Origin of the sequence: Pseudomonas sp. NFPP07, from assembly GCF_900115645.1 — a bacterium.
Taxonomy (GTDB): Bacteria; Pseudomonadota; Gammaproteobacteria; order Pseudomonadales; family Pseudomonadaceae; genus Aquipseudomonas; species Aquipseudomonas chlororaphis.
On the sequence record NZ_FOXG01000002.1, the window covers coordinates 124440 to 143848 of the forward strand.

Consider the following 19409-nt stretch of genomic DNA (forward strand, 5'->3'; position numbering starts at 1 on the left):
TCAGGAGATCAGGCAACGCATCAGAATGAGCGACCTTTCAGGCCTTCCGGTACCACGTATTGCTTGCCGTCGTAACGCAGGGTGGTCACTGCCGGCTTCTCGGCACGGGATACGGAAACGCACTCTTCGCCCTTGCGAACATTGGTCGAACCACTTGACTGGGTTTTGACGATCAGGTCGGCATAACCGTGGCTGCTGCTCTTGGCCATCTGAAGGGTGCGTTTGGTCTCATGAAATTCGCCTTCACAGTTGGTGTCCCATTCTCCCCCATAGGACTCGACAACCAACGACTCCAGCACCGGACGCAGGGTGTTGCCCTCTTTGACGTAGAGTGACAGCCAGGCTTCACCGAAAGGGTTGGCCCGTGACGACCCTCGGAAAGCAGCGCGAATGCCGAATGCACGTAACTGCGGGGTGAGACTATAACGGGCAGTATCAATACTCAGCCCATTGAAGCTGATCGCGTCGGAATTGAATGATGAGGCCTGAGAATATGTGGCCAGGGCGGCGCCATCTTCACTCGCAACCAGAGCCAGGCGGAGATCATAGGTGCCTTGGTCATAGGGATTTTCAGTAGCCGAGTGCGCCTCGAGCTGCGAACTCACAGTAATGCTCACTCCAGGATAGGCTGGCCACGCCTTGCACTCCGAGTATCCCACCACGCCGTCCTTGAGTTCGGGTGAGGCACATTGGGCATGGACATGAGTCGTGCCCAGCGACAGTCCGATCATGACCCAGCAACCCAGCGCACCATATCTCGATGTCATTGCTCCGCTCCCTGCGCCCATCGACGATCACCACGTTTAAGCCACGCACTATCCCCCGCCCAATCGACTCTTTCAACCCATTCAAGCCTGACTCCCGCGCCCTCATATGAACAAGCCTGCCGGTTTTCGACTGCATGCAAACTTGGGGGCTCGATTCGCAAACGCCAGTTATGCCCCTCTGTAGGAGCGAGCTTGCTCGCGATATTCGTCAGAACAACGCGGAACATCGCCCAGATCGCTGACGCGATCGATCGCGAGCAAGCTCGCTCCTACAAGGGATGGTTCAGAACGCGCTGCGGAAGATCTCTTCGATCTGGCGCTGGTCGGCGGTGCGTGGGTTGGTCAGGCCGCAGGCGTCTTTCAGGGCGTTGGCGGCCAGGACCGGAATGTCCGTCAGCTTGGCGCCCAGGTCGCGCAAGCCGCTGGGGATCTCGACATCCCGGGCCAGGCTGCGAATGGCGCTGATGGCCGCCTGCGCGCCCTCCTCCGGGCTGAAGCCACGGATGTCCGCACCCATGGCGTGGGCCACATCGGTCAGGCGTCCGGCGCAGACCATGGCATTGAAACTCTGCACATGGGGCAGCAGCACGGCGTTGCACACACCGTGGGGCAAGTCGTAGAAACCGCCCAGCTGGTGCGCCATGGCATGCACGAAACCCAGCGACGCATTGTTGAAGGCCATGCCGGCGAGGAACTGGGCGTAGGCCATGTTTTCCCGGGCGACCAGGTCGCTGCCGTCGTGCACCGCCTGGCGCAGGTTCTGGCTGATCATGGTCATGGCTTTCAGCGCGCAGGCATCGGTGATCGGGTTGGCCGCGGTGGACACATAGGCTTCGATCGCGTGGGTCAGCGCGTCCATGCCGGTGGCGGCGGTCAGGCCCTTGGGCATGGCGACCATCAGCGCCGGGTCGTTGACCGACAGCAGCGGCGTGACGTTACGGTCGACGATGGCCATTTTCACGTGGCGCTGCTCGTCGGTGATGATGCAGAAACGGGTCATTTCACTGGCGGTGCCGGCGGTGGTGTTGATCGCGATCAGCGGCAGCTGCGGCTTGGCCGAACGGTCGACGCCCTCGTAGTCGCTGATATGCCCGCCATTGGTGGCGCACAGGGCGATGCCCTTGGCGCAGTCATGGGGCGAACCGCCGCCAAGGGAAACCACGAAGTCGCAGCCGCTCTGCTGCAATTGCGCCAGGCCCTTCTCGACGTTGCCGATGCTCGGGTTGGGCTTGGCGCCGTCGAAGATCACCGAATCGATGTCCTGCATCGCCAGCTTCTCGGCAATCATCCCGGCCACCCCGGCCTTGGCCAGGCCGGCGTCGGTGACGATCAGCGCCTTGCGAAAACCGTAGTTGCGGATCGCGACCATGGCCTCGTCGAGACAGTCGATACCCATGATGTTCACGGCGGGAATGAAAAAAGTGCTGCTCATGGCGCGTCCTCCAGGCTGGGATTGGATCAGCCGTGCCGATCCGACAAATGCGCACAGGATCGACCCATCGGTCACGCGCGTTGTTGATCTGGCTCAAGGGTCGGTCGTGATAAAGTCGGCGCCCTGTACACCTTCTGCCTTGAGACGACGAACCGCGATGATGGATTTCCAGGAATTTGATGCCGACCTTGAAGACTGGAACGCCTTGCGCGCCAGCACGCCGATCGCCGGCCTGCTGATCGGCAACGGCGCCAGCCGCGCGGTGTGGGAAGACTTCGCCTACGACTCGCTGTTCGAGAACGCCCGCAGCGTTGAAGAAAAACCCCTGAGCCCCTCCGAACTGAGCGTGTTCGACGCCCTGCAGACCCGCAGTTTCGAGCAGGTGCTGGGGGCGCTGAAGACCACCAGCCGGGTCAACAAGGCCCTGGCTGTCAGCTCCGCGGCGCCGCGCAATCGCTACTACGCGATCAAGGAAGCGCTGATCAATACCGTGCACGCGGTGCACATTCCGTGGCGCCTGGTGCAGCCGGCGACGCTGTCGCAGATCAACCAGGAACTGCGCCGCTACCGCACGGTGTTCACCAGCAACTACGACCTGCTCAACTACTGGGCGATCCAGCACGATGCCCAGGGCATCGACGACCTGTTCCAGGGCGCCGACCCGAGCTTCGACATCAGCCAGACCGCCAGCCAACAGACCCGCGTGCTGTACCTGCACGGCGGCCTGCACCTGGTGCGCAACCAGGACGGCACCGCGCGCAAGCTGGGTTCCACCGAGGGCACGCTGCTGGGCAACTTCGCCATCAACAACACCCTCAAGACCCTCGACGATGTGCCGCTGTTCGTCAGCGAAGGCCCGGTGGCGGACAAGCTCAAGACCATTCGCGGCAGCGACTACCTGTCGTTCTGCTACCAGCAATTGCTGAATCACAGCGACGCGCTGTGCATCTTCGGCCACGACCTCGGCTCCCAGGACAGCCACCTGGTGAGCGCCATCCGCCAGTCCAAAGTGCGGACCCTGGCAATCTCGATCCAGCCGCGCAGCAAGGCCTTCATCCAGAACCAGAAGCGGCGCTACGCCAAACTGTTCGAGGGGGTGGAAGTGACGCTGCGCTTCTTCGATTCGAAGAGCCATGCGCTGGGCGATCCTGCGCTGTCGGTGCCGGTCGAACGCTGAAAGATCGCGGGCAGGCGTCTGCGGAGCGCCACCTCTGTAGCCGCTGCCGAGCCTGCGAGGCTGCGATCGACCCCGAAGGGGGCGCACGGTGTTGAGATCTCTGAAGGCCTTCGGCCTTATCGCAGCCTGCGGCAGCGGCTACATCGTGTCCCTTATTCCTCGCCGCTGTGTACCACCACCAGCAACTGCGCCTGCACCTCGCCCACCGAGCGCAGGCGGTGGGGTTTCTGCGCGTTGAAGTGCAGCGCGTCGCCCCGGTTGAGGATCACCCGCTCGTTCATGAAATCCACTTCCACCTGCCCTTCGTGGACAAACAGGAACTCCTCCCCCAGGTGTTCCTTGAAGCTCTTGTCGGTGAACTCGCTGGGCGGGTAGATGATGAACGGCAGCAGGCTGCGCTCGCTGACCTGATGCGCCAGCACCGCATAACCCGGCGCCTGGTCGTTGGCCGCCAGCGACTGGCGTTCGTCGCTGCGCACCAGGCTGTAGCTGTCCAGGCTGACCTTGTCTTCGGCGAACAGCTCCTCGACGTTCACGTTCAACGCCCTGGCCAGTTTCAACGCCGCGGCGATCGAGGGCGTGTTCAGGCCGCGCTCGACTTTCGACAGGTAACTCTTGGTCATGCCGGATTTCTCGGCCAGGGCCTCCAGCGTCACGCCAAGTTTTTTTCTCAATAATTTCAAACGGATAGACATGTAGAACGGTTAACCCATCAAGGAGGCGACGATTTGTCCTTGCCAATGACACAAAGTGTCATATAGCCTCTTTAGTGTCATTTGCTTTCACCCAACGACCTTGCGAGCAGCGGGAGCTGGCAAATCCGACGTCCATTGCAACGACCAAAGGACACCGATATGGCCAAGACATTAGCACTACCCAAAGAACAACTGGTCAGGCAAGCCCTGACCCAGATGCAAAACACCCTGGCGGATAATACGTGGACCGACCGGCAAAAGCTGGCCCTGACTTGCCGCATCCTGTTCGAGAACGGTCACGACTCCGGCCTGGCCGGGCAGATCACCGCCCGTGGCCCGCAGCCGGGCACTTACTACACCCAGCAACTGGGCCTGGGTTTCGACGAGATCACCGCGGGCAACCTGCTGCTGGTCAACGAGGACCTGGAGGTGCTCGAAGGTCACGGCATGCCCAACCCGGCCAACCGTTTCCACAGTTGGGTGTACCGCGCCCGCCCCGACGTGAACTGCATCATCCACACCCACCCGACCCACGTCGCCGCGTTGTCGATGATCGAAGTGCCGCTGGAAATTTCCCACATGGACCTGTGCCCGCTGTACGACGACTGCGCCTTTCTCGAGGCCTGGCCGGGCGTGCCGGTGGGTAACGAAGAAGGCGAAATCATCTCCGCGGCCCTGGGCGACAAGCGCGCCATCCTGCTCTCGCACCACGGCCAGCTGTCCACCGGCGCCAGCATCGAGGAAGCCTGCGTGATCGCCCAACTGATCGAGCGCGCCGCCAAGCTGCAATTGCTGGCCATGGCCGCCGGCACCATCAAGCCGATCCTGCCGGAGCTCGGCCGCGAGGCCCATGACTGGATCTCCAAGCCCAAGCGTCACGCCGCCGCCTTCAACTACTACGCTCGGCAGAACCTCAAGCAACACGCCGATTGCCTGAACTGAACCCACCTCATTCGCTAAAGGAGCGTCGCCATGTCGAACGCCAACATTCACGGCATCATCGGCTACACCATCACCCCGTTCACCGCCAACGGTGAGCAACTGGACCTGGACACCCTCGGCCGTTCCATCGATCGCCTGATCGACAGCGGCGTGCAGGCCATCGCGCCCCTGGGCAGCACCGGCGAAGGCGCCTACCTGAGCGACGCCGAGTGGGACCAGGTCGCCGAGTTCAGCATCCGCCACATCGCCAGGCGCGTGCCGACCATCGTCAGCGTGTCCGACCTGACCACCGCCAAGGCCGTGCGCCGCGCGCGGTTTGCCGAGGCCAAGGGCGCCGATGCGGTGATGGTCCTGCCGACGTCCTACTGGAAGCTCAGCGAAGCTGAGATCCTCGCCCACTACCAGGCCATCGGCGACAGCGTCGGCGTGCCGATCATGCTCTACAACAACCCGGCCACCAGCGGCACCGACATGTCGGTGGAGCTGATCCTGCGGATCTTCCATGCGGTGGAAAACGTGACCATGGTCAAGGAGAGCACCGGCGACATCCAGCGCATGCATAAGCTGCAACTGCTGGGCGAAGGCCAGGTGCCGTTCTACAACGGTTGCAACCCGCTGGCCCTGGAAGCCTTCGCCGCCGGCGCCAAGGGCTGGTGCACCGCCGCGGCGAACCTGATCCCGCAGCTCAACCTGGACCTGTACCAGGCGGTGCTGGACAACGACCTGGAGCGCGCGCGCGAATTGTTCTACCGCCAGTTGCCGGTGCTCGACTTCATCCTCAAGGGCGGCCTGCCGACCACCATCAAGGCCGGGTTGAACATGATCGGTCTGCAGGTCGGCGACCCGCGCCTGCCGGTGTTCCCGCTGAATGAAGCCGGGCGCAATCAGTTGCAGGCCATGTTGAACACAGTGCGCTAAACGCCCTGCCGCCCCCCTGTAGGAGCGAGCTTGCTCGCGATGAGGCCGGTAGCTGCACCGCCTGATCCTCGAGTTCTTATCGCGAGCAAGCTCGCTCCTACAGCACAGGACAGCGCCCAACAAAAAGCCCGGCAGGTTGTCCTGTCGGGCTCTTTTGTTTCAGAGCAGAAACTAAACGGTCTTGTCCTTGATGGTGGTGGTTGGACCGTTGGTCTTGACGCTTTCGATACCGCCGTCGCGCGCCGCCTCGGACGAATAGCGCTGGCTATTGCCGATGATCTGGTGGTTCGCGGCCTTGAGGTTGAAATAAGGCTTGCCGTCCTTGGAGACTTCCTTGGCGTAGCGGGCCTCGTTGGGACTGTTGGTCTGCACCGAAGCGATGCCGTTTTCGGCAGCGCTGCGGGAGGAATACAACTCACTCGTCAAAATGGTTTCAGCATTGCCAGCCTTGAGAACGAAGCGGAACTGCCCGTCACTGCTTTTGCTTAATTCATACCATCCAGCCATGGTCCTGCTCCTGAGTGTCCAAAGATGCGAATGCACTTCGGATTAAAGCCTGTCTTTGCCGGTTTACCAGCGTTTTGGGGTGTGTTGCTGAGGCACGCAGCATCAGACAGGAAAAACCGCATCCGGTTCATGACGCGAAACTCATGCAGACAAATAGTAATAATTCTCGATATCATTCGCGACCTTTCTGCCCGGCAGCCCTTGCGAAGGATTTTCATGTCTCGCTTCAAGCCCGACCCCACCTCGGCGGACCCCGTCCGCGGGTTCTATGCGGACATCCTGCATTACCTGCGTAAACGCACGGACAACGCCAGCGATGCGGCGGACATGACCCAGGACGTCTTCACCCAATGGCTCGACTACCGCGACCGGGCCAAGGTCGAACAACCCCGCGCCTTTCTGTTCCAGATGGCGCGCAACCTGCTGCGCGATCACTGGCGCCGGCAGAAGGTCAGGCACAAGGTGCACCACGAACAACAGGCAGCAGAACCCGAGCCACTGGCCGATGAACATCACGAGCCTCTGCCCGCGGCCCAGCGCCTGCAACGCCTGGAGCGCTTGAAGAGCGTGCTCGCCGAACTCTCGCCGCGCCGCCGCGAAGCCCTTATGCTGCACCGCTTCGAAGGCCTGAGCCAGGCGCAGATCGCCGAACGCATGGGCATCTCCCTGAGCATGGTGGAAAAACACATCGCCTTTGCCCTGCTGCACTGCAAGCAGCGCCTGGAGCAGGAACACGGCAAGGAGCAAGTCCAATGACCCGCCCCCGCGACCCTCAACATGAGCACGAGCACCCGATCGACAGCATCGATGCCCAGGCGGCCAGCTGGTTCACCCGCAATCGCGACGATCGCAGCCAGGCCACCCGCGACGCCTTCAAGATCTGGTCCCGCGAACCGGCCCATGCCCGGGCCTACGCCGAGTTCGAGCGCTTGTGGGCCGACCTGGCCGAACTCGAACCACTGAACCGACCGACGCCGCTGCCAGTGCGCAAAAAGCCGCGCTGGCGCCCGGCCCTGGCGGTCGCCGCCGCGTTGGTCTGCGCGCTGCTGGCCATCGAGCTGGGCGCCCCGCCGGCGATCCATTCGCAACAGATCGCCGCGCAGAGCACGGGCATGCGCAGCTTCAACCTGCCCGATGGCAGCACCCTGTACGTCAACGCCAACACTCGCCTGCGCATCGACTTCACCGCGCAGCAGCGCAACCTCTACCTGGACCAGGGCCAGCTGTACCTGGAAGCCGCCGCCGACAAGGAACGGCCGCTGTGGGTGCATGCAGGCAACGCCCGGGTGCGGGTGGTCGGCACCGGCTTCGATGTGCGCCGCGGCGAGAAACAACTGGTGGTCAGCGTCGCCCATGGCCAGGTGGCGTTCGTTCCCGATGCGCAGAAGCCCGATTCGCTGCTGCTCGGCGCCCGCCAGCGCGGCATCTATGACTACGCCAGCGGCACCCTGCGGGAACAGGCGGTGAACGTCGCCGAGGTCGCCGACTGGCGCGGCGGCCACCTGGCCTTTCGCAATCGCAACCTGGCCAGCCTGGTGGACGAGCTGAACCTCTATCGCCGCCAGCCGGTGTTGCTGGCCGATGGCGCGCTGGGCAACTTCAAGGTCTCGGGCAACCTCGATGTGCGGGATCCGGACGCCCTGATCAAGGCCCTGCCGGCGCTGATCCCGGTGAAAACCGTGGCCCTGGCCGACGGCCGCGTGCGCATCGAAGCCCGGCGCTGAAACCCATATGCGAATATTTTGCATTCGCATATGAGGTTTTATTTTGCTGACGCGTCTTCCTCCGGTCTGCGTTGTTTACGCACACCTTTTCTGGCCTTTGTCGCCGCTCCGGGGGATTTCATGTTTCGCGCGCCTTATCACTTGCAGCTCATCTGTTCGCGTCCGACCCTGCTCGCCACCTGCCTGGCGTTCAGCCTGCAGGCCCAGGCTCAAGTCGAATCGTTCACCTTTGCCCTGCCCGCCCAACCGCTGGCGGCCTCGCTGAGCCAGGTGGCGCAGCAGGCGAAGATCCAGTTGCTGTTCGACGAAGAGTTGCTGCGCAACGTGAAGGCCCCGGCGCTGAAGGGCGATTTCAGCCCCGAGGCGGCCATCCGGCAACTGCTGGGCGGCAGCGAGTTCAGCCTGGTCAAGGTCGACCAGACCTACGTGGTGCGCCCCGCGGAAAACAGCAGCACCCGCAGTTCGGCGCTGCAGCTGGGGGCCATGAGCGTCATCGGCAGCGGCCTGGAAGTGGACTCCGCGACAGTCGGCCGCTCGACCCTGAACCAGGCCGAGATCGATCGCCACCAGGCCACCAACATTCCCAGCCTGATCGCCACCCTGCCCGGCGTCAGCCTCGGCGGCTCGCTCAAGCCCGGCGGCCAGACCATCAACATCTGGGGCCTGGGCGATGCCGAAGACGTGCCGATGAGCGTCGACGGCGCGACCAAGAGCGGCTTCGAACGCTACCAGCAGGGCTCGATCTTCATCGAGCCGGAACTGATCAAGCGCATCGAAGTGGAAAAAGGCCCGCACTCGCCCGAGACCGGCAACGGCGGTTTCGGCGGCACCGTGCACATGGAGACCAAAGACGCCCCCGACCTGCTGCAGGAAGGCCGCGACAGTGGTGCCATGCTCAAGTACGGCTACAGCAGCAACAGCCATGAGCAGGCCTACACCGGCGCGGTGTACGGACGCACCGAGGACCGGCGTTTCGATGCTCTGGCCTACTGGACCAAGCGCGACGGCGACGACATGAAGCTGGCCAGCGCCCAGCCGGACCCGCGCAACGCCTACCCGATCAACCCCAAGCGCCTGCCCAACACCGCCCAGGACCTGGACGGCGAGCTGTTCAAGCTGAACATGCAACTGACCGACGAACACCGCCTGGGCCTGAGCTACATGCGTTCCAACAGCGATATCTGGGCGCCCTTCTCGGCCAAGAGCTACCCGACGCCACCGACCCAGAACGATATCGACAAGTACGGCTACGACGGCGCCACCCGGCGCTTCCTGGCCCAGCGCAATACCGTCGACACCACCTGGCAGGCCAAGTACCAGTACACACCGCTGGACAACCCGTGGATCGACTTCGAGGCCAAGTACTCCGATTCCAAGACCGACCAGACCGACGAGCGCGGCCCGAACGCCTACTTCCAGCCCGCCTCCGGTGGCCGCAAGATCACCGTGGGTTACGAGGACAGGATCCTCTCGCTGAAAAACACCAGCCGCTTCAGCACCGGCCCGCTGGAACATGCCCTGACTAATGGCATCCAGATCCGCAAGCACACCCGCGAGGTGGAAATGTGGATGCCGGGCAAGACCTACGAGGTGCCCAAGTACAACAACGGGCATTACCAGCCGGGCTTCATGCCCCATGGCAAGGTCGACAACAACGCCTTCTATATCCAGGACGCCATCACCCTGGGCAACTTCACCCTGACCCCGTCCCTGCGCTACGACCATGTGCGCAACCGTGGGCAGAAAAACGACGCGCCGATCTACAACAGCCCCGACCCGGTGGTCGGCCACGACTATGGCGACAAGACCTACACCGGCTGGTCGCCACGGCTGTCGGCGTTCTGGACGGTCACCCCGCAATTCGCCCTGTTCGCCGACTACAGCAAGACCTGGCGCGCGCCAGTGATCGACGAGCAGTACGAAGTCCAGGCGCCGGGCACCACCCGCTCGGCCACCAGCCGCGACCTCGACCCGGAGCGCATCACCGCATTGCGCGCCGGCAATATCACCAGCTTCGCCAATGTGTTCAGCGATGCCGATAGCGTGCAGATCCGCACCACGGTGTTCCGCAACCAGATCAAAGACGAAATCATGAAGAACCTGGGGATCGGCTGCCCCGAGCAGTTGAGCGGCGGCAAGAGCATTGGCCAGGTGTGCAACCAGCCGACCATCGGGGTCTACCGCAATATCGGCGACCTGACCATCAAGGGTTTCGAGGTCGAGAGCTTCTACGATTCGACCTACCTGTTCGGCTCGCTGTCCTACTCCTGGATCACCGGCAAGCATGAAGGCGCCTACACCAACCCCTGGGGGCCGAATGTCTGGGCGCGGGACATTCCGCCGCGCAAGTGGGTCGCCACCCTGGGGGTGAAAATCCCGCAGTGGGATGCGCAAGTGGGCTGGCAGGGCCAGTGGGTACGCCAGACCGACCGCGTGCCGAGCGACGTCTACCCGAGCGGCCCGGCCAGCGCCTTGGGCGACTCCTACTGGGACCAGTACGAGAACGACCGCTACAACGTGCAGGGCCTGTTCGCCAACTGGAAACCGCAGCAGCCGTACCTCAAGGGCACGGAAGTCAACTTCACCCTGGACAACATGTTCAACCGCGATTACCGCCCGCCCCTGAGCGGCGAAAACGCCTCCAGCCTGGGGCGTAACGCCAAGATCAGCGTGACGCGGTTCTTCTGAACCGGGGCGATGCCCCTGTAATCGCTGTAACCGCTGTAACCGCTGCAATCGCTGTAACCCCTGTAGCCGCTGCCGAGCCTGCGAGGCTGCGATCGACCCGAAGGGGCGCGGCGATCTTGCGACCGTCTGAGGTCCTGCGGACCTATCGCAGCCTCGCAGGCTCGGCAGCGGCTACAGGTCGTGTTTTGTCAGGGGATGCTGGTGAGAAGCGAAGAGGTTTCGCTTTGTTTTGTAAGGTATTTCCTAGAAAATCCCCAACGCCTTTGAGCGCCTTGTACCCCTCAAACCGATCAGGCAGTCTGCCTGGGTCGCTGCAAAAACAGCGGCCCGGATGTGGAAGTTCGGTCCTGAGTAAGCATGAGCGCTCGTAAGCAGGCGTCGACGTATTTTCGTCGACGGCGCCTTTTATGGCGGTTGTGCGCGGGACACCTTCGGGTGTGCCGGGTTACTCAGTCCCGGTCTTCCACACCCACGCACAACTGCCACCCCTCATGTGGAAGTGAGCTTGGCAGTCCTAGGAACTACTGAGTGAGTGACACACATGAAAAAGCTCGTCCCCGATCCACCCCTGCAATCCCCTCGCAAACTGCGCGACCCGGAACTGGATCGCGCCAACGCCAGCCTGATCGCCACCTTGCAAGGCACTCGCCACCGCCCCTTTGGCCTGCGCGATGGCCAGGGCCATCCGCTGTTCGCCGTGCAGCCCGGCGTCAATGCCGAAGACGCGCTGATGCACGTGTCCCTGCTGCTCAAATGTGCCGAGGAGGTGTCCGATGAAATCACCGAACGCGCCAGCGGCATCGAGCGCGGGCTGATCTGGTCCATGGTGCATTCGGTGGAAATGGCCCGCGCAGTGGTGGACGCCCTGCTCGACGGCACCCGCCCAACCTCCTGATCTGAAACGGCCCCTGTAGCCGCTGCCGAGCCCCAGCGAGGCTGCGATCGGGGCACAGCCCCGTAAAACCTGACAACGCGGTATGTCTGATACGTGGCGTTGCCTGGCTTGGCGCCCGCTACGCGGGCGATCGCAGCCTCGCAGGCTCGGCAGCGGCTACAGGGTGCAGGCTACAGGGTGCGGGGTTATTTGGTGGCGCTGCGCACCACGCTGAGTTCCGGCGTGGCGCTGCGGCGCTGGCTCAGGTAGCGGGTGCAGCTGACCCGCAGGAACGAGGCGAAATTCACCACTTCGCCGCGGTAGTCCATCACTTCTTCGTAGAGCTTGGCGATCAGCTGGTTGGTGGTCATGCCATCGACCTCGGCGATTTCGCTGAGGATGTCCCAGAACTGGTTTTCCAGGCGCAGGGTGGTGACCACCCCGCAGATGCGCAGCGAGCGCGAACGGGACTCGTAGAGGATCGGGTCGGCTTTGACGTAGAGCTCGCACATGCTGGGCGCTCCTCGGTTGAAGGTAGGACGATGGCGCTGCTTCCTGACAGAAAAGCAGCGCCAGCAAGTCATCCGTTTACAGGGTGATTTGGGTGCCCAGCAGGCCGAGGAAACCGGCCAGCCAGCTGGGATGCGCCGGCCAGGCCGGGGCCGTCGCCAGATTGCCCTGGACGTGGCTGTCCGTCACGGGAATATCGATGTAGGTACCGCCGGCCAGGCGCACTTCCGGGGCACAGGCCGGGTAGGCGCTGCACTCGCGGCCTTCGAGAATGCCCGCCGCGGCCAGCAGCTGGGCGCCGTGGCAGACGGCGGCGATCGGCTTGCCGGCCTGGTCGAAGGCTTGCACCAGTTGCAGGACTTTTTCGTTCAACCGCAGGTATTCCGGGGCGCGACCGCCGGGGATCAGCAGCGCGTCGTAATCGGCGGCCTCGACCTTGGCGAAGTCAAAATTCAGGGCGAACTGATGGCCCGGTTTTTCGCTGTAGGTCTGGTCGCCTTCGAAGTCGTGGATCGCCGTGCGCACGGTCTGCCCGGCCTTTTTGTCCGGGCACACCGCATGCACGGTGTGGCCGACCATCAGCAGCGCCTGGAACGGCACCATCACTTCGTAGTCCTCGACGTAATCGCCGACCAGCATGAGGATTTTTTTCGCGGCCATGGAGATGACTCCTCTTCAAGGGAAAACAGGAGTATTCAAGGTAGTCCCTATCCGCGGGGCCGGGTAATAACCCGGTACTACGCCTGCAACGCATCCGTACATCGCGTCATCGTTCATCGCGAGCGAGCTTCGCTCCTACGGAAGCTGCCGCAGGCTGCGATCGGCACCGCAGGGGCCGCAAAACCAGGCACCGCGGTGCATCTGCACGATGGAGTGGGCCGCTCTTGCGCCGGCTGCGCCGTCGTTCGCAGCCGGCGGCAGCGGCTACAGGGTCAGCCCAGGTAGCCGTCGGCCCGCAGCAGGGTTTCCAGGCAGTGCTCGCTGATGTGGTAGAACGCCTTGAGCTCGCCGATCTTCGCCAGCAGCTGCGCCGGGTCCTGGGGCTCGGCGCGCTTGACCGCGAGGATCATCTTGTTCTTGTTGGTGTGTTCCAGGGAGATGAACTCGAAGACCTTGGTCTCGTAGCCGCAGGCTTCGAGGAACAGCGCGCGCAGGCTGTCGGTGACCATCTCCGCCTGCTGGCCCAGGTGCAGGCCGTATTGCAGCATCGGCTTGAGCAGCGCCGGGCTCTGCATCTGCGGGCGGATCTGCTTGTGGCAGCACGGCGAGCACATGATGATCGCCGCGCCGGAACGAATGCCGGTATGGATCGCGTAGTCGGTGGCGATATCGCAGGCATGCAGGGCGATCATCACGTCCAGCTCGCTCGGCGCCACGCTGCGCACATCGCCGCACTTGAACTCCAGACCCTGATGGTCGAGGCGCGCCGCCGCGGCGTTGCACAGGGTCACCATGTCTTCGCGCAGCTCCACGCCGGTCACCTGACCTTGCGCCTGCAAGGTGTTGCACAGGTAGTCGTGGATGGCGAAGGTCAGGTAGCCCTTGCCGGAGCCGAAGTCCGCCACCCGCACCGGCTGTTGCAGGTCGATCGGCGACGAACTCAGCGCATGGCTGAAGACCTCGATGAACTTGTTGATCTGCTTCCACTTGCGCGACATCGCCGGGATCAGCTCATGCTGCTTGTTGGTCACCCCCAGGTCGGTGAGGAACGGCCGGCTCAGCTCCAGGTAGCGATTCTTCTCGCGGTTGTGCTCGGCGGACGGCACTTCGCGCTGCTGCTGGGCCTTGCCCTTGAACAGCGAACTCTTGCCCTTCTTGCTGTATTCGAGCTGCACTTCATCGGTGAGCGACAGCAGGTGCGCGTTCTTGAATGACGCCGGCAGCAGCCCGGCGATCAGCGCCACGCCTTCGTCCAGGGGGAAATTCTTGGTGATGTCGCGGGTCTTGTAGCGGTAGACGAAGGACAGGCACGGCTGCTCCTTGACCGTCAGTTGCTTGATGATCAGCCGCTGCAAATCCGCCTCGGCCCCCACATGCTTGGCCAGCACCAGTTTGATAAAGGCGTTCTGCGCCAGGCTGGTTTCCAGCAGTTCGAGAAACTGGGCGTGATGATCCGGCGCGAGGCTGGCGGGGGTTGCGGTTGCGGACATGTAAAAGGTGCCTCGGGCGATGCGGGGTGTGAATCGGGGAATGGCGGGTATTTTAGGGGGGATGGCCCGCCGGGGCACGGAGTTATTTACCCGGCGGCGCAGAATTCCAGGCGATGGGGCCTCCTGTAGCCGCTGCCGAAGGCTGCGCAAGGTCCGCAGGACCTCCAGCGATCCTCAGAACGCCACGGCCTTGCGGCCGATCGCAGCCTGCGGCAGCGGCTACAGGGACGGGGACGGGGACGGGGGAAATCAGGCCAGGACCACCAGGCGGTTGGGCAGTTCGTTGCGCACATGGGTCACCGGCACATGCACCTTGAGCAGTTCGCCGCAGGCCTCGATGCAGTTGATGAAGCCTTGCAGGGTCTGCCCCTGCTTCACCTGCTGGGTGAAGGCCTGGACGATGGCGTCCCAGGTCTTGTCGTCGAGGCGCCTGGAAATGCCCTCGTCCACCAGGATCTCCACATAGCGCTCGGCTTCGCAGACGAAGATCAGCATTCCGGTGCTGCCGACGGTGTGGTGCAAGTTCTGTTCGAGAAACTGGCGGCGGGCCAGGTTCGAGGCGCGCCAGTGGCGCACCGAGCGCGGAATCAGGCGAGTGGTGATCCGCGGGATGCGAAACACCAGGCAGAGCACGATAAAGGTCACCCATTGCACCAGCAGCAACAGGTGCATGCTCATCCAGCCGGTGGCGTAATGCACCACGCCCGGCACGATCAGCGCCAGCAGGCTGGCCCAGAGCAACGGGATATAGGCGTAGTCGTCGGCGCGGGCGGCCAGCACGGTGACCAGTTCGGCATCGGTCTGCTGTTCGACCCGGGCGATCGCCTCGGCGACCTGCCGTTGTTCGTACTCACTCAGTAGTGCCATGTCTTCCCATACTCATCGATTATTGTTAGTCACCAGCCGCCTGACGATCCGCCGCCGCCAAAACTACCACCGCCGCCGCTGAAGCCCCCACCGCCTCCGCCGCCAAAACCGCCCCCGCCAAAACCTCCGGAACCGCCACGCCCGCCGCCACCGCTGGGCAGGATGCCAAGCAACTGGCAGACGAAGATCGTCACGATAAACAGCAGCACCAGGAACACCAGCGCGCCGGGATGCCGCTCGAAAAACTCACTGCCGCGCTCGCCGCCACCGTCATAGGCAGCGCTCGGTTCGTCCAGTGGATTGCCGCCCAGCACCAGCAGCATGGCCGATACGCCATCGCTGATGCCCTTGCTGAAATGGCCGGCCTTGAAGGCCGGGGTGATGACCTGGTTGATGATCACCGAACTTTGCGCGTCGGTCAGGCGATCTTCCAGGCCGTAACCGACTTCGATGCGCAGCTTGCGATCGTCGCGGGCGACGATCAACAAGGCGCCGTTGTTCTTGTCCTTCTGGCCGATGCCCCAGTAGCGCCCCAGCTGATAGCCGAAGTCCTCGATGCTGGTGCCTTGCAGGTCCGGCAGGGTCACGACCACCACCTGCTCGCCGGTGGACTGCTCGTGGGAGGCCAGCTCCTGGGTCAGTTGCTGGCGCACCGCCAGCTCGATCATCTGGGCGTTGTCCACCACCCGCCCACTCAGCGCCGGGAACTTCAGCTCGGCCTGGGCCGTTATCGCCAACACCCAGAGCAACAGCACCACACCCACTCTCAACACGCGCATTGGAACCTCATCCGTGGTAACGCCGGGGCGGATCCCGCGGTCGCTCGCACGATCCGCGGGTAGCCGCTGCTGATCAGAACTTCACTTGCGGCGCTTTGTCGGCGTCGGGGCTGGTGGCCTCGAAGGTCTCGCGCACCTGCAGGTTGCTGTACATCACGCTGTGCCACAGGCGGCCGGGGAAGGTACGGATCTCGGTGTTGTACTTCTGCACCGCGAGGATGAAATCGCGACGCGCCACGGCGATGCGGTTCTCGGTGCCTTCGAGCTGCGACTGCAGGGCCAGGAAGTTCTGGTTGGCCTTGAGGTCCGGATACCGCTCGGACACCACCATCAAACGGCTCAAGGCGCCGGTCAGCTGGTCCTGGGCCTGCTGGAACTGCTTGAGTTTTTCCGGGTTGTCCAGGGTGCTGGCATCGACCTGGATCGACGTCGCCTTGGCCCGCGCCTCGATCACCGCGGTCAGGGTCTCCTGTTCGTGCTTGGCGTAGCCCTTGACCGTTTCCACCAGGTTGGGGATCAGGTCGGCGCGACGCTGGTACTGGTTCTGGACCTGGCCCCAGGCCGCCTTGGCCTGTTCGTCGAGGGTCGGGATGTTGTTGATCCCGCAGCCGCTGAGCAGGCTGCTGAGCAGCAGCAATGCCATCACGGGCCAGCTTGAGCGAAGGCTCTGTCGTACGTTCATGGTGGTGACGCTCCTTGCAACCTAGGGGATGGAACCTGTAACCCTTTGAATCGAGTGCATCGGGCATAATCTGCCGCCACCACTGGATTGCATCGGGCCAATCGGCTAAAAGATGCCCAGCGCGAAAAAGAGTTCAGAAGTGTGCTGCATTTATCCGAACAACAATAGTCGTTCCTTTATTAGCCGCTCTCCCAATTTTCGGCCGCTCGACGCGTACTGATCGCGTCTGTTTTAGGCCCTAGAGAACAATATTCATGAAGAAGCTGTGTTTGCTGGGTTTGCTGATCAGCCTGGCCAGTCACCCTGCCCTCGCCGCCGCCACGCCGGTATCGGCCCAGGAAAAACCCTTTTCGGACGCGGTCCTGCAGAACAAGGACGCTTTCATCGACAACCTGCTCAAGCAGATGACCCTGGATGAAAAGATCGGCCAGTTGCGCCTGATCAGCATCGGTCCGGAAATGCCCCGCGAGCTGATCCGCAAGGAAATCGCCGCCGGGCGCATCGGCGGCACCTTCAACTCCATCTCCCGCCCGGAAAACCGGCCGATGCAGGACGCGGCCATGCGCAGCCGGCTGAAGATCCCGATGTTCTTCGCCTATGACGTGATCCACGGCCACCGCACGATCTTCCCGATCCCCCTGGCCCTGGCGTCGAGCTGGGACATGGACGCCATCGGCCGCTCCGGGCGCATCGCCGCCCGGGAAGCCAGCGCCGACAGCCTGGACATCACCTTCGCGCCGATGGTCGACATCTCCCGCGACCCACGCTGGGGCCGCACCTCCGAAGGCTTCGGCGAAGACACCTACCTGGTCTCGCGCATCGCCAAGGTCATGGTCAAGGCCTACCAGGGCGACAGCCCGAAGAACGCCGACAGCATCATGGCCAGCGTCAAGCACTTCGCCCTGTACGGCGCGGTGGAAGGCGGTCGCGACTACAACGTCGTCGACATGAGCCCGGTAAAGATGTACCAGGACTACCTGCCGCCCTACCGCGCCGCGATCGACGCCGGTGCCGGCGGGGTGATGGTGGCGTTGAACTCGATCAACGGCGTGCCGGCCACCTCCAACACCTGGCTGATGAACGACCTGCTGCGCAAGGAGTGGGGCTTCAAGGGCCTGGCGGTGAGCGACCACGGCGCCATCGTCGAGCTGATGCGCCATGGCGTCGCCAAGGACGGCCGCGAAGCCGCCAAGCTGGCGATCAAGGCCGGCATAGACATGAGCATGAACGACTCGCTGTACGCCAAGGAGCTGCCGGGGCTGATCAAGTCCGGCGACGTCAGCCAGCGCGACCTGGACAACGCCGTGCGCGAAGTGCTGGCCGCCAAGTACGACATGGGCCTGTTCGCCAACCCCTACCTGCGCATCGGCAAGGCCGAAGAAGACCCGGCCGACACCAACGCCGAAAGCCGCCTGCACCGCAGCGATGCCCGCGATGTGGCGCGCCGCAGCCTGGTGCTGCTGAAGAACGCCAATGAAACCCTGCCGCTGAAAAAGGCCGGCAAAATCGCCCTGGTCGGTCCGCTGGCCAAGGCGCCGATCGACATGATGGGCAGTTGGGCCGCCGCCGGCGTGCCGGCGCAATCGGTCACCCTGTTCGACGGCATGAGCCGTGCCCTGGGCGATCAGGCGCAGCTGATCTACGCCCGTGGTTCGAACATCACCGCCGACAAGGCGGTGGTCGACTACCTGAACTTCCTCAACTTCGATGCCCCGGAAGTGGTGGACGACCCACGCCCGGCCCAGCAGTTGATCGACGAAGCGGTGAAGGCCGCGCAGCAGGCTGACGTGGTGGTGGCGGCGGTGGGCGAATCGCGGGGCATGTCCCACGAATCCTCCAGCCGTACCGACCTGCACATCCCGGCCAGCCAGCGCGAGCTGATCAAGGCCCTCAAGGCCACCGGCAAGCCGCTGGTGCTGGTATTGATGAACGGCCGGCCGCTGGCGCTGCTCGACGAGAACGAACAGGCCGACGCGATCCTGGAAACCTGGTTCAGCGGCACCGAAGGCGGCAACGCCATCGCCGACGTGCTGTTCGGCGACTACAACCCGTCCGGCAAGCTGCCGATCACCTTCCCGCGTTCGGTGGGGCAGATCCCGACCTACTACAACCACCTGACCATTGGCCGGCCGTTCACCCCGGGCAAGCCAGGCAACTACACCTCGCAGTATTTCGACGACACCACCGGTCCCCTGTTTCCGTTCGGGTATGGCCTGAGCTACACCACCTTCAGCCTGTCGGACATGGCCCTGTCGTCGACCACGTTGAACAAGAGCGGCAAGCTCGACGCCAGCGTGACCCTGAAGAACACCGGCAAGCGCGACGGCGAAACCGTGGTGCAGCTGTATATCCAGGATGTCGCCGGCTCCATGATCCGCCCGATCAAGGAACTGAAAAACTTCCAGAAAGTGCAGCTCAAGGCCGGCGAACAGAAGGTGATCCACTTCAGCATCAGCGAAGACGACCTGAAGTTCTACAACGCCCAGCTCAAGTACGCCGCGGAACCGGGCGAGTTCAAGGTCGAGATCGGCCTGGACTCCCGGGACGTCAAGCAACAGAGCTTCGAACTGCTGTAACCCTCCCTGGCTCGCTCCTATCGCTCTTGTAGGAGCGAGCTTGCTCGCGAAAACCATCGCCCAGCTCCAGCCTCTCCCCAGACAGGCCAACCCACCGAGTCGGACTCGCTCCAAGTGCCTG

At 63.3% G+C, this 19409-nt stretch carries 18 protein-coding genes; 8 read left to right on the top strand and 10 right to left on the bottom strand.

From position 1 onward, the window contains the following. Positions 1-20: 20 nt before the first annotated feature. Positions 21-767: a PA3715 family protein gene (locus tag BM019_RS05565; RefSeq protein WP_092417808.1), complete on the bottom strand. Its 747-nt coding sequence runs from the start codon at positions 765-767 to the stop codon at positions 21-23. A gap of 283 nt (positions 768-1050) precedes the next feature. Beyond that, entirely contained in the window at positions 1051-2199 is a 1149-nt protein-coding gene (yiaY, locus tag BM019_RS05570) for an L-threonine dehydrogenase (protein ID WP_092417809.1), read from the bottom strand. Positions 2200-2356: 157 nt separating this feature from the next. On the opposite strand from yiaY, the gene BM019_RS05575 reads away from it, so the two are divergent. Next, positions 2357-3376, top strand: coding sequence for a DUF4917 family protein (locus BM019_RS05575; RefSeq protein WP_092417810.1), 1020 nt, complete (start codon positions 2357-2359; stop codon positions 3374-3376). Between the two features lie 152 nt (positions 3377-3528). On the opposite strand, the gene BM019_RS05580 is transcribed toward BM019_RS05575, so the two are convergent. Beyond that, entirely contained in the window at positions 3529-4071 is a 543-nt protein-coding gene (locus BM019_RS05580; protein ID WP_009042535.1) for a helix-turn-helix domain-containing protein, read from the bottom strand. Between the two features lie 159 nt (positions 4072-4230). On the opposite strand from BM019_RS05580, the gene BM019_RS05585 reads away from it, so the two are divergent. Next, positions 4231-5013, top strand: a complete 783-nt coding sequence (locus BM019_RS05585; protein WP_092417811.1) for an aldolase — start codon at positions 4231-4233, stop codon at positions 5011-5013. Between the two features lie 30 nt (positions 5014-5043). Further along, entirely contained in the window at positions 5044-5931 is an 888-nt protein-coding gene (locus BM019_RS05590; RefSeq protein ID WP_092417812.1) for a dihydrodipicolinate synthase family protein, read from the top strand. A 171-nt stretch (positions 5932-6102) separates the two neighbouring features. Here BM019_RS05590 and BM019_RS05595 read toward each other — a convergent pair whose 3' ends face one another. Further along, a complete protein-coding gene (locus tag BM019_RS05595) occupies positions 6103-6438 on the bottom strand; it encodes a YegP family protein (protein ID WP_009047442.1) in 336 nt (111 codons plus the stop codon). A gap of 216 nt (positions 6439-6654) precedes the next feature. Here BM019_RS05595 and BM019_RS05600 point away from each other — a divergent pair, with 216 nt between their 5' ends. The 4 genes from BM019_RS05600 (at position 6655) to BM019_RS05615 (ending at position 11745) form a co-directional block, all read left to right on the top strand. After that, on the top strand, positions 6655-7194 hold the full coding sequence (locus BM019_RS05600) for an RNA polymerase sigma factor (RefSeq protein WP_092417813.1): 540 nt from the start codon (positions 6655-6657) through the stop codon (positions 7192-7194). After that, on the top strand, positions 7191-8162 hold the full coding sequence (locus BM019_RS05605; protein WP_092417814.1) for a FecR family protein: 972 nt from the start codon (positions 7191-7193) through the stop codon (positions 8160-8162). Before BM019_RS05600 ends, BM019_RS05605 begins: the two co-directional genes overlap by 4 nt. Positions 8163-8282: 120 nt before the next feature. Beyond that, complete coding sequence (locus tag BM019_RS05610) at positions 8283-10850, top strand: TonB-dependent receptor (protein WP_092417815.1); 2568 nt, start codon at positions 8283-8285, stop codon at positions 10848-10850. Positions 10851-11391: 541 nt separating this feature from the next. After that, entirely contained in the window at positions 11392-11745 is a 354-nt protein-coding gene (locus BM019_RS05615; protein ID WP_092417816.1) for a DUF6124 family protein, read from the top strand. 185 nt (positions 11746-11930) lie between these two features. Here the strand turns inward: BM019_RS05615 and BM019_RS05620 are convergent, their stop codons facing one another. The 6 genes from BM019_RS05620 to BM019_RS05645 form a co-directional block, all read right to left on the bottom strand. Beyond that, positions 11931-12236, bottom strand: coding sequence for a ribbon-helix-helix domain-containing protein (locus tag BM019_RS05620; RefSeq protein ID WP_009042529.1), 306 nt, complete (start codon positions 12234-12236; stop codon positions 11931-11933). A 76-nt stretch (positions 12237-12312) separates the two neighbouring features. Further along, the gene (locus tag BM019_RS05625; RefSeq protein WP_007927432.1) at positions 12313-12894 is read right to left on the bottom strand and encodes a DJ-1/PfpI family protein; all 582 of its coding nucleotides are present in this window, start codon (positions 12892-12894) and stop codon (positions 12313-12315) included. A 272-nt stretch (positions 12895-13166) separates the two neighbouring features. Beyond that, positions 13167-14384, bottom strand: coding sequence for a class I SAM-dependent methyltransferase (locus BM019_RS05630; protein WP_053259895.1), 1218 nt, complete (start codon positions 14382-14384; stop codon positions 13167-13169). Between the two features lie 249 nt (positions 14385-14633). Then, on the bottom strand, positions 14634-15251 hold the full coding sequence (locus BM019_RS05635; protein ID WP_007927435.1) for a TPM domain-containing protein: 618 nt from the start codon (positions 15249-15251) through the stop codon (positions 14634-14636). A 29-nt stretch (positions 15252-15280) separates the two neighbouring features. Beyond that, the gene (locus BM019_RS05640; RefSeq protein WP_092417817.1) at positions 15281-16030 is read right to left on the bottom strand and encodes a TPM domain-containing protein; all 750 of its coding nucleotides are present in this window, start codon (positions 16028-16030) and stop codon (positions 15281-15283) included. Between the two features lie 73 nt (positions 16031-16103). Then, entirely contained in the window at positions 16104-16712 is a 609-nt protein-coding gene (locus tag BM019_RS05645; RefSeq protein WP_009042525.1) for a LemA family protein, read from the bottom strand. Between the two features lie 254 nt (positions 16713-16966). Between BM019_RS05645 and bglX the strand changes: the two genes are divergently transcribed. Continuing rightward, on the top strand, positions 16967-19288 hold the full coding sequence (gene bglX / locus BM019_RS05650) for a beta-glucosidase BglX (protein WP_009042524.1): 2322 nt from the start codon (positions 16967-16969) through the stop codon (positions 19286-19288). Positions 19289-19409: the final 121 nt, after the last annotated feature.